This window comes from Streptomyces tamarix, assembly GCF_032423885.1.
In the GTDB taxonomy this organism is placed as follows: domain Bacteria; phylum Actinomycetota; class Actinomycetes; order Streptomycetales; family Streptomycetaceae; genus Streptomyces; species Streptomyces tamarix.
This window is the reverse complement of the sequence record NZ_JAWCTQ010000030.1, coordinates 1-13,434: the sequence shown is the minus strand read 5'-3', so window position 1 is coordinate 13,434 and position 13,434 is coordinate 1. Positions and strand designations below refer to the sequence as shown.

Annotated in this window: 11 protein-coding genes and 1 pseudogene; 11 read left to right on the top strand and 1 reads right to left on the bottom strand. The window is 71.8% G+C overall.

Annotated features, from left to right (window positions below):
- Positions 1-192: 192 nt before the first annotated feature.
- The 3 genes and pseudogenes from RND61_RS21805 (at position 193) to RND61_RS21795 (ending at position 3,352) form a co-directional block, all read left to right on the top strand.
- Entirely contained in the window at positions 193-1,308 is a 1,116-nt protein-coding gene (locus RND61_RS21805) for an IS630 family transposase (RefSeq protein WP_315879724.1), read from the top strand.
- Positions 1,309-1,353: 45 nt separating this feature from the next.
- Positions 1,354-2,016 (top strand): annotated as a pseudogene (locus RND61_RS21800) (response regulator transcription factor); the annotation flags it as partial.
- A 256-nt stretch (positions 2,017-2,272) separates the two neighbouring features.
- On the top strand, positions 2,273-3,352 hold the full coding sequence (locus tag RND61_RS21795) for a sensor histidine kinase (protein WP_315879723.1): 1,080 nt from the start codon (positions 2,273-2,275) through the stop codon (positions 3,350-3,352).
- Positions 3,353-3,704: 352 nt separating this feature from the next.
- Here the strand turns inward: RND61_RS21795 and RND61_RS21790 are convergent, their stop codons facing one another.
- The gene (locus RND61_RS21790) at positions 3,705-4,673 is read right to left on the bottom strand and encodes a PDR/VanB family oxidoreductase (RefSeq protein WP_315879722.1); all 969 of its coding nucleotides are present in this window, start codon (positions 4,671-4,673) and stop codon (positions 3,705-3,707) included.
- Between the two features lie 300 nt (positions 4,674-4,973).
- On the opposite strand from RND61_RS21790, the gene RND61_RS21785 reads away from it, so the two are divergent.
- From RND61_RS21785 to RND61_RS21750, 8 genes are all read left to right on the top strand, one after another.
- On the top strand, positions 4,974-6,149 hold the full coding sequence (locus RND61_RS21785; RefSeq protein WP_315879721.1) for a trans-sulfuration enzyme family protein: 1,176 nt from the start codon (positions 4,974-4,976) through the stop codon (positions 6,147-6,149).
- A 319-nt stretch (positions 6,150-6,468) separates the two neighbouring features.
- Positions 6,469-7,497 (top strand): SGNH/GDSL hydrolase family protein, encoded by a 1,029-nt coding sequence (locus RND61_RS21780; protein ID WP_315879720.1) that lies wholly within the window; start codon positions 6,469-6,471, stop codon positions 7,495-7,497.
- 316 nt (positions 7,498-7,813) lie between these two features.
- Positions 7,814-9,880, top strand: a complete 2,067-nt coding sequence (locus tag RND61_RS21775; RefSeq protein WP_315879719.1) for an iron-containing redox enzyme family protein — start codon at positions 7,814-7,816, stop codon at positions 9,878-9,880.
- A gap of 70 nt (positions 9,881-9,950) precedes the next feature.
- A complete protein-coding gene (locus RND61_RS21770; protein ID WP_315879718.1) occupies positions 9,951-11,786 on the top strand; it encodes a carbamoyltransferase family protein in 1,836 nt (611 codons plus the stop codon).
- Between the two features lie 31 nt (positions 11,787-11,817).
- Positions 11,818-11,964, top strand: coding sequence for a hypothetical protein (locus RND61_RS21765; RefSeq protein WP_315879717.1), 147 nt, complete (start codon positions 11,818-11,820; stop codon positions 11,962-11,964).
- A 90-nt stretch (positions 11,965-12,054) separates the two neighbouring features.
- On the top strand, positions 12,055-12,789 hold the full coding sequence (locus tag RND61_RS21760; protein ID WP_315879716.1) for an AzlC family ABC transporter permease: 735 nt from the start codon (positions 12,055-12,057) through the stop codon (positions 12,787-12,789).
- Positions 12,786-13,118 carry a branched-chain amino acid transporter permease gene (locus RND61_RS21755; protein ID WP_315879715.1) on the top strand — a complete coding sequence of 111 codons (333 nt, stop codon included), beginning with the start codon at positions 12,786-12,788 and terminating at the stop codon, positions 13,116-13,118. Before RND61_RS21760 ends, RND61_RS21755 begins: the two co-directional genes overlap by 4 nt.
- A 1-nt stretch (position 13,119) precedes the next feature.
- Positions 13,120-13,434, top strand: a 315-nt coding sequence (locus RND61_RS21750) for a carbamoyl-phosphate synthase domain-containing protein (RefSeq protein ID WP_315879714.1), incomplete at its 3' end; no start/stop codon positions are given.

Here is a 13,434-nt window from a genome sequence, read left to right as displayed (position 1 = left end):
TTCGGACAGCCGCTGGGCGAATGACGGCCGGGTGCACTCCGGCGTCGTGGTCACGCGGCCACCTTGCCGGATCGTTGAGGCGCCGGACGCGGCAGACTGCCACCCGTCTGATCCACTTCTCCCGATCGGCCCGCTGTCACGCCCGTTGCCCTGGCCTGCCCGATAGTCGCGACCGCCGCCGAGCGCGAACGGTTGGAGAAGACGGCCTACGGCCACAAGACCCCGTACCGGTCACGGCGGCGGGCGGAGATCGTCCTGCACGCAGCACGGGGGCGCTCCAACGCGCGCATCGCCCGCGAGACGGGCCTGCACCTGGACACGGTCCGCACCTGGCGCGACCGGTTCGCCCACGGCGGGCTGCCGGCCCCGGCCGACCGCAAGCACACCGGGCGTCCCGCCGGCTTCACCCCCGTGCAGGTCGCCGAGGCCAAGGCGCTGGCCTGCCAGGTGCCCGCCGGGACCGGTACGCCGCTGTCGCGCTGGTCGTGCCCGGAGCCGGCCGCCGAGCTGACCGTGCGCGGGGTCACCGGCACCGTCTCCGCGTCCACGGTGCGCCGCTGGTTACGTCAGGACGCGATCAAGCCCTGGCAGTACCGGTCCTGGATCTTCATCCGAGACCAGGACTTCCGCGTCGAGGCCCAGCGGGTCCTGGACCTTTACGTCCGCACCTTCGAGGGCGTCCCGCTTCGAGGGGACGAGTATGTCCTGTCCGGCGACGAGAGGCCCTCGACCCAGGCCCGCCGCCGCTGCCGTCCGAGCCCCGCCCCGGGCCAGGCCCGGGCGATGCGCGTCAACCACGAGTACGGTCGCGGTGGAGCCCTGGCCTACCTGGCCGCCTACGACGTCCACCGCGCCCAGGTGTTCGGACGCTGCGAGCCGACCACCGGCATCGTGCCCTTCATGACCCCGGCCGCCCACGTCATGACCACCGAGCCCTACGCCAGCGCCGAACGCGTCTTCTGGATCGTCGACAACGGCTCCTCCCGCCGCGGCAAGAGAGCCGTCGACCGACCGGCCGGCGCATTCCCGAACGCGGCCGTGGTCCACACCCCCGTTCACGCCTCCTGGACGGACCAGATCGAGATCTTCTTCTCCATCGTCCAGCGCAAGGCCGTGTCACCCGACGACTTCACCGACCTCAGCGAGGTCCGGGATCGGCTCCGAGCGTCCGAAGACCGCTACAACGCCACAGCACAGCCGTTCCGGTGGAAGTTCACCACCTCCGCCATGGACGATCTCCTGACCCGGCTCGACCGACACACGTCCGCCGACCGACAACAAGAATCCTCCGCCGCCCTGACAACCTGATCAACTCCCGAAGGACTTCGAAACCCGACCGCTTAGGCTTCGGGCATGCGCGTACTGATCGTGGAGGACGAGCCCTACCTGGCCGAAGCCATACGTGACGGGCTGCGGCTGGAAGCGATCGCCGCCGACATCGCCGGCGACGGCGACTCCGCCCTGGAACTGCTCGGCGTCACCTCCTACGACATCGCGGTCCTCGACCGCGACATCCCCGGACCCTCCGGCGACGAGGTCGCCCGGCGCATCGTCGCCTCCGGCAGCGGCACCCCGATCCTCATGCTCACCGCCGCCGACCGGATCGACGACAAGGCGTCCGGGTTCGAGCTCGGTGCCGACGACTACCTCACCAAGCCGTTCGAACTGCGGGAGCTCGTCCTGCGGCTGCGGGCGCTCGACCGCAGGCGCGCGTACGCCCGGCCCCCGGTCCGCGAGATCGCGGGCCTGCGCCTCGACCCCTTCCGCCGGGAGGTCTTCCGCGACGGACGCCACGTCGCGCTCACCCGCAAGCAGTTCGCCGTGCTGGAGGTCCTCGTCGCCGCCGAGGGCGGGGTCGTCAGCGCCGAGGAACTGCTGGAACGGGCCTGGGACGAGAACGCCGACCCCTTCACCAACGCCGTCCGCATCACCGTCTCCGCCCTGCGCAAACGGCTCGGCGAACCGTGGATCATCGCCACGGTGCCGGGTGTCGGCTACCGCATCGACACCGGCCCCGGCACCGGCCCCGTCGATCCCGGTACCACCGGCTCCGGCGCCGCCCGCCCCCGTACCACCGGCTCCGGCGCCGCCCGCATCGACACCGGCTCCGGCGCCGTCGATCCCGGTACCACCGGTCCCGGCGCCGCCCGCCCCCGTACCACCGGCTCTGGCACCGCCCACGTCGGCACGGGTCCCGGCACCGGCCCGGCCCATCCCCGTACCACCGGCTCCGGCGCCGACCGCCTCGGTACCACCGGCCCCGGCAGTACGCGTGCGTAGACGCCCGGGGCTCAGCGTCCGGCTGAGACTCACCCTCAGCTACGCGGGGTTCCTCGCCGTCGCCGGCGCCCTCCTGCTGGCCGTCGTGTGGGTGTTCCTGCTGCGCTACGTACCCGACACCTCCAAGGGCCTGCTCGGGATCACGCCCAACCGCTACCTGCTCGTGCGCACCTTCGCCCCCGCCGCGGCCGCGGCGATGGCCTTCCTGCTCGTGTTCGGCCTCGCCGGGGGATGGATCCTCGCCGGCCGGATGCTCGCGCCGCTCACACGGATCACGGCCGCGGCCCGGACGGCCGGGAACGGGTCGCTGTCCCACCGGATCCGCATGGAGGGACGCCGGGACGAGTTCCGCGAACTCGCCGACACGTTCGACACCATGCTCGAACAGCTTGAGTCGCACGTCGCCGAGCAGCAGAGGTTCGCCGCGAACGCCTCCCACGAACTGCGCACCCCGCTGGCCGTCTCGCAGGCGCTGCTCGACGTCGCCCGCAAGGACCCCGCGCGGGACCGGGACGAGCTCCTGGCGCGCCTGCAGGCCGTCAACACGCGCGCGATCGGCCTCACCGAGGCGCTCCTGTTGCTCGGCCGCAGCGACCGCGGGCACTTCACCCGGGAGAGCGTCGACCTCTCCCTCGTCGCCGAGGAGGCCGCCGAAACCCTGCTGCCCCTCGCCGAGCGGCGCGGGATCACGCTCGACGTCACCGGCGGAGCGACCCGGACCAGCGGCTCCGCGGAGCTCCTGCTGCGGATGGTGACGAACCTCGTCCAGAACGCCGTCGTCCACAACCTCCCCACCGGCGGCACCGTGACGGTCCACACCGAGGCGCAAGGCGACACGAGCGTGGTGCGGGTCGAGAACACGGGCCGCCTGCTCCCACCGGAACTGGTGCCGACCCTCACCGAACCCTTCCAGCGCGGAACGGAACGCGTACACACCGACGAGCACGCCGGTGCCGGCCTCGGCCTGGCCATCGTGCACAGCGTCGTCCGCGCCCACGACGGGACCCTCGACCTCGCCCCCCGTCCCGCCGGGGGGCTCCTCGTCACGGTCCGGCTTCCCGGCGCGCCGTAGGCACCGCCCGCCGTCCCCCGGGCACCGCCTGCCGTCCCCGGGCGGGGCCACCGGATCGCGGGCGGGAAGTCCGGCGCGGGCCGTGGCCACCCGTGGCCACCTGAGGTGACCCGGGGCGGTGACCGGTCGGCGCAGCTCCGGGAGGCTCCGGGTTGGTTCCACGAGTTTCGTACGTTTTCTGTGTTTCGCGCGTTCCGCGGTCACGGAGCGGCCTGAACGGTCTCGCGCGGTCCGCCGCCGGAGGCCGGGGAGCCGGGCACCGAACCGGGCACGCCCCGCCCCGCTCCCGCGCCCCTCGGCGGAGGGCCGGACGGGGAAGGGCCGGACGGGAGGGGCGCCCGGGCCGCCGGTCCTACAGGTCGAGGGCCAGGCGGCTGCTCCTGGCCCGCCCCACGCAGATCATCATCGTCGCGCCGGTCTCCCGCTCGGCGTCGGTGAGGAGCATGTCGTGGTGGTCCGGGACGCCCTCGACCACCTTGGTCTCGCAGGTGCCGCAGATGCCCTGCTCGCAGGAGTACGCCACCCCCGGCACCGCTTCGCGCACCACGTCCAGCAGGCTCCGGTCGGCCGGCACCCGCAGGGTGATCCCGGTGCGGCGCAGCTCCACCTCGAAGCTCCCGTCGGTCGGGGACGGGGTGGTCCGGGCCGCCGGCTGGAACCGTTCCAGGTGCAGCGCCCCCGGCGGCAGGAGGCGCTCGGTGCGGCTTCGCACCGCCTCCAGCAGGCCCTCGGGTCCGCAGCAGTAGACCACCGTGTCCGCCGGCAGACCGGTCAGTGCCCGGTCCAGGTCGGGCAGGCCGTGGCTGTCCTGCGGCCACAGGGTGACCTCGCCGCCGTGCAGGGCGGCCAGTTCCGTGCGGAAGGCCATGGTGTCCAGGGAGCGGCCGCCGTAGAGGAGCGACCAGCGCGGGGCGTCCGGGCGTTCGGCCAGCTCCCGGATCATGGGCAGGACGGGGGTGATGCCGATGCCGCCCGCGACGAACACGTACCGGGGGGCCGGGATGAGCGGGAACTGGTTGCGCGGACCGCGCACCGTCAGCCCGCGGCCGACCAACCGCGTCGTGTGGATCTCCGTCGACCCGCCCCGGCCGTCCGCGACGTGCAGGACCGCGATGCGGTAGGCGTGGCGGTCCTCCGGCCGGCCGCACAGCGAGTACGAGCGGATCAGCCCCGACGGCAGTTCGACGTCGATGTGCGCCCCGGGCTCCCATTCCGGGAGCGGCGCGCCGCCCGGATCCGCCAGCGTGATCCCCAGGACCCCCTCTGCCTCCGGCTCCGCGCGGACGACCGTGAGCTCGCGCACCGGTTCTGCGGTGTTCATCGACGTACTGCCTCTCCTCGGCGTTCGTGGGCGACGGGCAACCATCCTCCGTCGCCGCACCGGGCCGCGTCACGCTCCTTTCCCGGCACGAAAGTGCAACGCACGAAACTGCCGGAACACCCTTGCCGACAAGCGCTTTTCCCGTTTCCGAGGGTGTCGGTGGCATACCCGTGCCATGCATTTTCGTGGCACCCGGGAAGCAGTGACAGGCGGCCCGGCCCGGGTGAAGCTGAGTTCCGCCGCAGATCACCGAGCCGCTCGGAACCACCTGGTCGAGCGCCGCACACCGAGAGGAACCCCGTGCCCACACAGCTGCATCCGGAGACCCAGGCGATCCATGTAGGGATTCCCGATCTGGGTGGGGCCCGGCCGCTGAACACGCCGCTCTACCAGACCGCGAACTTCGGCTACGACAACCCCGAAGAGCTGGCCGAAGCCATCAACAGCCCCGAGTCGTTCGCCTACCTGCGCAACTCCAACCCGACGGTGCGCGCACTGGAGAACGCCGTCTCCTCGCTGGAGGGCGCGGCGGCCAGCCTGGCGACCTCGAGCGGCATGGGCGCGATCCACACGGTGCTGCACACCCTGCTCGGCAGCGGCGACCACGTCATCGTCCAGAAGCACCTCTACGGCGGAACGTTCGCCCTGCTGCGGGACCTCTCCGCACGCTACGGCGTGGACGTCACCTACATCGAGGGGCGGGACGCGGCGGAGGTCACCGAGGCCCTGCGGCCGACCACCAAGGCCCTGTACCTGGAGACCCTCTCCAACCCCACCGCCCAGGTCACCGACCTGCCCGCCTTCTTCGCCGCCGGCAAGGCCGCGGGGCTGACCTGCGTGGTCGACAACACCTTCGCCTCACCGATCGGCTGCCAGCCGATCTCCCTGGGGGCCGACGTGGTGGTGCACTCCTCCACCAAGTTCCTCTCCGGCCACTGCGACGTCCTCGGCGGGATCGCCTCCTTCGCCGACGCGGCACTCCACCGCGAGGTGTGGTCGCGTTCGCTGGAGACCGGCACGATCGCCGACCCGTTCGCCGCCTGGCTGACCCTGCGCGGGCTGGCCACCCTGGGGCTGCGGATGCGCCGCCACCACGAGAACGCCGACGGCCTCGCGCGGTTCCTGTCCGACCACCCCAAGGTGGCCGAGGTCCACTGGCCGGGTCTGCCCGGCCACCCGGGTCACGACCTGGCGCGGCGCATGCTGCCCAACGGGTACGGCGGGGTGCTGGCCATCGACGTCGCGGGCGGGCGCAAGGAGACCCTCGAGTTCACCCGGCGGCTGCGGCTCGCCGACCGCGCCGTCTCCCTCGGCGGCTTCAAGACCCTCGTGCAGCAGCCTTCGGCCACCTCCCACCGCTCGATGGACGCCGAGGGGCTGCGCGCCATCGGGATCACGGAGGGGACGGTCCGCATCGCCGTCGGCCTCGAGCACCTCGACGACCTGAAGGCGGACTTCGCGCAGGCGCTGGACTGACCCCAGCCTCCGGCCCCCTGGCTCCCGGCTCCCGGCTTCCGGCCCCCTGGCCTTCGGCTCCCGGCTTCCGGCCTCCGGCCTCCTGGCTTCCGGCCCCCTGGCCCCCAGCCTCCGGCCCTCCAGCCTCCGGCTCCCTGGCCTTCGGCTCCCGGCTTCCGGCCTCCGGCCCCCGGCCCCCTGGCTTCCGGCCCCCAGCCTCCAGCCCCCCAGCCTCCGGCTCCCGGCCCCAGCCCTCCGCCCGCGCCGCCCTCTCCCGCGTTCCGTCGCGGGACCCGAACCGCTCGACCTGTTGACCGCATCACGAAGGAGCACCCCGTCCATGTCCCACCGCGCCACCCTCACCCCGCAGATGCTGCAGTATGCCGAGAAATTCGACGACCGCGGCGACATCCGCTGGATGCCGTACCTCATGTACTTCCACGCCGCTGACCACCGCTCCGAGGTCGTCAACACGGACCGGCTCGGCTTCCGCCTCTCCGAGGGTCCGAACGGCCAGACCGCCTCGGTCGGCGGCCCGCTCCCCGAGGGGCCGGTCCGGCTGTTCGCGGGCAGTTCCACGTCGTTCGGCATCGGAGCCAGCGCCGACCGCCACACCCTGCCCTCGCGGCTGTGGAGCAAGCACGCTCCGTCCCTGCCGTGGCTCAACTTCGCCGGCCGCAGCCACAACTCCACCCAGGAGCTGCTGCTGTTCACCCTGTACCGGCACCTGCTCCCGCAGGTCGACGAGATCGTGCTGTTCTCCGGCTTCAACGACCTCGGCCTGAGCCGGCTGCCCGCCTCCGTCCGCGGTGACAGTGGCGCGTTCTTCAACTGCAACGACTTCTACGGCCAGATGGAGGAGCTGCGCACCCGGAACCGCAAGTCGTCCGGCGGGCGCGGCCTGTTCGGCGGCCGCCGCCAGCCGGCGCCCGAGCCCGTCGACACGCGGGTCCCGGACCTGTCGGAGCAGATCGACATCGGCTCCGAGCTGACGCTGCGCCACCTGGACAGCTGGCGCCTGCTGGCCGAGGGCATGGGCGCGAAGCTGACCTTCGTGCTGCAGCCGCTGGCCACCTGGGTCCGCGAGGAGCCCGCGCCGCAGGAAAAGCTGATCTTCGAGGAGCTCGACAGCATCTCGAACTTCGGCGAGGTGTACGGCGACATCTCGTCGATGGAAGCCCGGGAGACGTACTCCAAGGCGCTGCGGACCGGGTGCGAGCGGATGGGCGTGCGCTACCTCGACAGCAACCCGGTCATCGCCTCCGCGATCGACAAGGACGACTGGCTCTTCGTCGACCGCATCCACTTCACCGACGAGGGCCACGACCTCGTCGCGGGGCTCCTCGCCGAGGAGCTCGGCCTCAAGTAGCAGCCCCTCCGGCATCCGGCCGGCGGCAACCCCACCACCACACCGAAGGGCACGGACATGAGCTTCCTGCGCAACCTGATCAACAAGCTGCTCGGCCGCAAGCCGAAGCCGAAGAAGAACGACGCCTCCATCTACCCGATGTTCTGACCGGGGCCGCGACCCGCCGCCCCGTCCGACCACCCACCCCGTCCCACCACCCCAGCACCCGAGAGAGAGGAACGACGTGGCAGCGCCCACCGTGGCCGCGGCATCGCCTCGCCCCACCGGCCCGGACCCCACCCCCGCCGAACCAGCCAGGACCGTCTACGGCAGAGCCGTGGATCCCGAGGCGACCCTGCCCGCGGGCCGTCTGCCGGCCGAGATCCGTACCGAACTCGCCGACGGCCAGGACCCCGACGGCACCCTGGACGAGCTGCGGCAGCGGGCGGCCGACTGGTCGGCGACGGAGACCCTGCGGTTCCAGGAACTGATCGGCCCGCTCGTCCCCGACACCCGGGCCGTGCTCGTCCGGCGGGCCGCGCTGGCCTGCGCCCCGCTCACGCTGATGTCCGGCGCCTGGCTGCAGTGGCTGAGCTCACCGGGCAACGGCGACGACCCCGCCGTCCTGAGCGTCCTCGCGCTGTACGCGTCCGACCTGGGCGTCGGCGGCCCGCGCGCCTCGCGCGGCGACGCCTACCTGTCGGTGCTGCGGCACCTGGGCGTGTCGGAGAACGCCGTGCCCGCCGGCCGGCTCGCGGCGGACCAGCGCCTCGACGACGGCCACTTCCGGATACCGGCCCTGCTGCTCGCCATGAGCCGGCGCCCGGACGACTTCCTGCCGGAGATCCTCGGCGCCGACCTGTGCCTGCGGTCGGTCGGTCTGCTGCCGGCGCTGTCGCTGGTACGGGCCGAACAGCCGACGGTCACCCGCTGGGAGCTCGTCGACCCCGCCGCGCCGCGCGGTACCGGGCCCAGCGGCGCGGAGCTGGCGCTGGCCGCCGTGCAGCGGGTGCTGGAGCGGGACGGCGAGGACGCCCGCACCCGGGTCGGCACCGGCTTCCGCTGGGCGCTGGCGGCCCTGCGGGAGTGGACGCGGCGGCTGCACGACGAACTCGTCGCCGCCTGCGACCCGGCGTTCGAGATGGCCGAACTGATGCGCAACCGGGCCCGCGAGGGCTCGGTGTACCACCACTCCTTCCCCCTGGAGGGGCGGCCCCTCGCCGACTGGCTGAGGGAGTGCCAGACCGACCCGCGGCCCATGCTGGGGGCGCTGTCCCGCAGCCGCCTGGTGCGACCGGGCAAACCGGAGCAGAGCCTGCTGGTGAACGGCCTGGTGGCGGAGAACGGCCAGATGTTCCGGGTGTTCTCGCCCGAGGACCTGGACGTGGTGCGCCGGTGGATCGGCTCACTGCCCGGGCCCGCGGTCGGCACCCCCGAGGGGGGCGCCGCCCTCGCCCCGTCCCGTCCGCTCGGACTGGGCGCCTGGCAGGCCGAGTCCGACGGGAAGCGCCCGGCGAACCTGCGGGAGGCGTACCACCTGCTGCTGAACCGCACCGACACGCCCGCGGTGCGCGCCTGGGCCCGCGAGTACACGCACGGCTGGCTGGGCCGCTCGCGGCACGGCATGGACGAGGCGGAGATGCCGCTGCCGCAGCGGTGGACGCCGCGGGGGCTGCGGCCGTGGCTGGTGGACATGCACGACCGGCACAGCGAGGCGTTCGAGCAGGGCGCCGAGCAGGAGCTGCCCAGCCGTGAGGAGCTCGTCGACTCCACCGTGCAGCTCGCCCCGCTGACCCTGATCGACGGGGCCTGGATCATGGGCTACACCGACTACGAGCACGCCTCGTCGGAGATCGCCCACTCCCTCTTCGACACCTACTGGGACGAGCTGGGCAACGGCGAGGCCGTGCTGAACCACCCGCTCATCTACCGCGAGGTGCTCACCGAGATGGGCGTGGACCTGCCCCCCACCAGTTCCCGCGCGTTCGCGGAGTGGGACGGTTTCCGGGACTCCTCCTTCGAGCTGCCGGTGTACTGGCTGAGCATCGGGCGGTTCCCGCAGACGTTCATGCCCGAGGTGCTCGGGCTGAACCTGGCGATGGAGCTCTCCGGCGTCGGCGGCACCTACCGGCGGGCCCGGCTGGCACTGAAGAAGTACGGGTTCAGCACCCGCTTCGTCGACATCCACAACACGGTGGACAACGTGGCGACGGGCCACTCGGCGTGGGCCGCCGACGCCATCGACACGTACCTCTCGTCCATCACCGTCTCCCAGGGCGCGGGCGCGCTGGACGCCGCCTGGGCGCGCGTACGCACCGGGTACCGCTCCCTCAACCCGCCGACGGGCTTCCGCGCCCGCCAGGCCGCGCGCCGGGCCGTGCGCTCCGCGGGCAAGACCCGCTGACCTGCCCCGCCGATCCGCCCCGCGGGCCTCCCGAACCCACCGACGTACCCCCATCCCTAGGAGCACTCCCATGCCCGATCTGATCCTGGGCATAGCCGCCTACTACCACGACAGCGCGGCTGCCCTGATCGTCGACGGCGTCCCCGTGGCCGCCGCCCAGGAGGAGCGGTTCAGCCGCATCCGGCACGACTCGGCCTTCCCCGCCAAGGCCATCCGCTACTGCCTGGACGAGGCGGGCGCCACGCTCGACGACGTCTCCGCCATCGCCTACTACGAGGACCCGCAGCTGAAGTGGCGCCGCGTCCTCACCACCTTCGCCGGTGCCGCGCCGAACGGCTTCCCCTCCTTCCGGGACACCCTCCCCGAGTGGCTGAAGTGGAAGCGCCGCACCACGGACGTGGTCCGCGACGAGCTGGCCGCCCTGGGCCTGGGCCGGGTCCCCGAGCTGCACGTCCGGCGGCACCACGAGTCGCACGCCGCTTCGGCGTTCTACCCCAGCCCCTACGAGTCCGCCGCCGTGCTCTGCATCGACGGGGTCGGCGAATGGGCCACCACCACGCTGTGGCACGGCCGCGGCACCCGGCTGGACGCGGTCTCCGAGATCCGCTTCCCGCACTCCCTCGGGCTGCTGTACTCGGCGTTCACCTACTTCTGCGGATTCAAGGTCGACTCGGGCGAGTACAAGCTGATGGGCCTCGCCCCCTACGGCAAGCCCCGCTACGCCCAGCTCATCCGCGAGAAGCTGATCGACATCAAGCCGGACGGCTCGTTCCGGCTGAACATGGAGTACTTCGAGTACCTGCGCGGCCAGGTGATGACGGGCCGCGGCTTCGAGCAGCTCTTCGGCGGCCCCCGCCGCCGCCCGGAAGGCCAACTCACCGAGCGGGAGTTCGACCTCGCGGCCTCGGTGCAGCAGGTCACCGAGGAGGTCGTGCTGCTGCTGGCGAAGCACGCCCGCAAGGTCACGGGCGAGAGCAAGCTGGTGATGGCCGGCGGGGTGGCGCTGAACTGCGTCTCCAACGGCAAGGTCATCAACGCCGGCATCTTCGACGAGGTGTGGGTCCAGCCCGCGGCCGGTGACGCGGGCGGCGCGCTCGGCGCGGCCCTCGCCGTCGCCTCGGACCGCGGCGCCCGGCGCAGCCACCTGGGCAACGGCACGGACGGCATGTCCGGCTCGCTGCTCGGCCCCGAGTTCAGCGACGAGGAGATCGCCGCCTACCTGGACGGCGAGAACATCCCGTACACCCGCCTCACCCCCGAGGAGCTGGCCCGCCAGACCGCGGTGGAGCTGGCCCAGGGGAAGATCGTCGGCTGGTTCCAGGGCCGGATGGAGTTCGGGCCCCGGGCACTGGGCGCCCGGTCGATCATCGGCGACCCGCGCGACCCGGTCATGCAGTCCGCCATGAACCTCAAGATCAAGTTCCGGGAGTCGTTCCGGCCCTTCGCCCCCTCGGTGCTCGCCGAGGACGCCAAGGAGTACTTCGACCTCCACCAGGAGAGCCCCTACATGCTGGTGGTCACCGGGGTCTCGCCCGCCCAGCGGCTGGAGACGGACCAGAGCGCCGACGTCTCCGGACTCGACCTGCTCAAGGTGCAGCGCTCCACCATTCCGGCCGTCACCCACGTCGACCACTCGGCCCGGGTGCAGACCGTCACCCCCGAGCGGAACGCCCCGTACCACCGCCTGCTCACCCAGTTCAAGGAGCAGACCGGCTGCCCCGTGCTGGTCAACACCTCCTTCAACGTGCGCGGCGAGCCGATCGTCGCCAGCCCCGCCGAGGCGTACGCCTGCTTCATGCGGACCAACATCGACCGTCTCGCCGTCGGCAACTTCCTGCTGCGCAAGGAGGACCAGCCGGTCTGGCAGGAGGAGACCGACTGGCGCGACGAGATCCCCCTCGACTAATCGGTCAATCGACAGAAAGGACGTACGAGCCGTGCGTACCGTACTACTGGCCATCGTCTACTACCTGGTGATCACCCCGATCGGCCTGATCACGAGAGCGGTCCGCGACCCGCTCGCCCGCGGCGCGGATCCGAAGGCCACCAGTTACTGGACGGCCTCCACCCCGACAGCGGTCTGAGTCCCGCCGGCGGCCGGGGGGAGAGGGCCCGCCACCCCCTCTTCCCCCGGCCGCCCGGGCCTACACGAACACGAACTTGCAGGAGAGATCATGCGCGCATCGCCGCCACCGACGGAACGGACAGACCAGCAGGATCCCAAGGGAGGAGCCGGAGAGGCGGTCCGGCTCACCGTGCCCGTCGCCATGGCGTACATCCCGCTGGGGGTGGCGTTCGGCGTGCTGCTGACCGCGAGCGGCATCAACTGGTACTGGGCACCGCTCTCCACCCTGCTGATCTACGCGGGATCCATCGAATTCCTCGCCGTCGGCTTCATGGTGGCCGGACTGCCGCTCTACCAGGTGGCGTTCACCTCGCTGATCGTGAACTTCCGACACATCTTCTACGGCCTGTCCTTCCCGATCGACCGGCTGCGCGGGCGCGTCCAGAAGGTCTACGGCGTCTTCGCCCTGACCGACGAGACCTACGGCATCACCACGGCCGGCCCCGGCATGCACCTGACCGGCCGCCAGATCACCATCGTGCAGGTGGTCAGCCACGTGTGGTGGTTCCTCGGCGCGCTGCTCGGCGCCCTGCTCGGCCAGGTGATCCCGGAGAGCGTCAAGGGCTTCGAGTTCGCCCTCACCGCCATGTTCCTGACCCTCGCGGTCAACGCGGTGCGCACCAGCCGGAGCGCGACCCTCGTCCTGCTCGCCCTGGGCGCCGGAGTGATCGGTTACCTCGTGGACCGCTATGTGGTCGAGGAATCCTTCCTCATCGTGAGCCTGCTGCTCTACGTGGCCGTCATCAGCGGCATGTACCAGAAGGAAAAGGAGCGGGCGAAGTGAACCACCTGTCCGACCTGCACGCGTTCGCCGTCGTCGCCGTGATCTCCCTGGTGACCGTGGCGCTCCGGGCGGCGCCCTTCGTCGTCCTGGGGAAACTGGCCGCGAACGGCTATCTGCGCTATCTCGGCGAAAAGATGCCGACCGGGGTGATGGTGCTGCTGGTGGCGTACACCATCAAGGACCTCGACGTGACCGCCTATCCGTACGGGCTGCCGAAGCTGGTCTCCCTCTCCTTGGCGGCGGTCATGTACTGGAAGACGGACAACGCGCTGCTGTCCATCGGCGGCGGCGTCGCGCTGTACATGATTCTTGTCAATGGAGTGATTTGACGTGGGGACGTGGAAAGGGAATGGCGGGACCGCGACCGCGGTACTCGTCCTGGAGGACGGGCGCAGTTTTCGTGGACGTGCTTACGGCGCGGTGGGGGAGACGTTCGGCGAAGCGGTCTTCAACACCGGAATGACCGGTTATCAGGAGACCCTGACCGACCCCTCCTACCACCGCCAGGTCGTCGTCATGACGGCCCCGCACGTCGGCAACACCGGCGTCAACGACGAGGACCCGGAATCGGGCCGTTTCTGGGTGGCGGGTTACGTGGTCCGCGACCCCGCCCGGGTGCCGTCGAGCTGGCGGGCGAAACGGTCG

What these genes read in the sequence shown, in the direction of transcription:
- RND61_RS21790 (WP_315879722.1), bottom strand. Translation starts at nt 4,673, where the DNA reads ATGAACACCGCAGAACCGGTGCGCGAGCTCACGGTCGTCCGCGCGGAG.
- RND61_RS21780 (WP_315879720.1), top strand. Translation starts at nt 6,469, where the DNA reads ATGTCCCACCGCGCCACCCTCACCCCGCAGATGCTGCAGTATGCCGAG.
- RND61_RS21770 (WP_315879718.1), top strand. Translation starts at nt 9,951, where the DNA reads ATGCCCGATCTGATCCTGGGCATAGCCGCCTACTACCACGACAGCGCG.
- RND61_RS21760 (WP_315879716.1), top strand. Translation starts at nt 12,055, where the DNA reads ATGCGCGCATCGCCGCCACCGACGGAACGGACAGACCAGCAGGATCCC.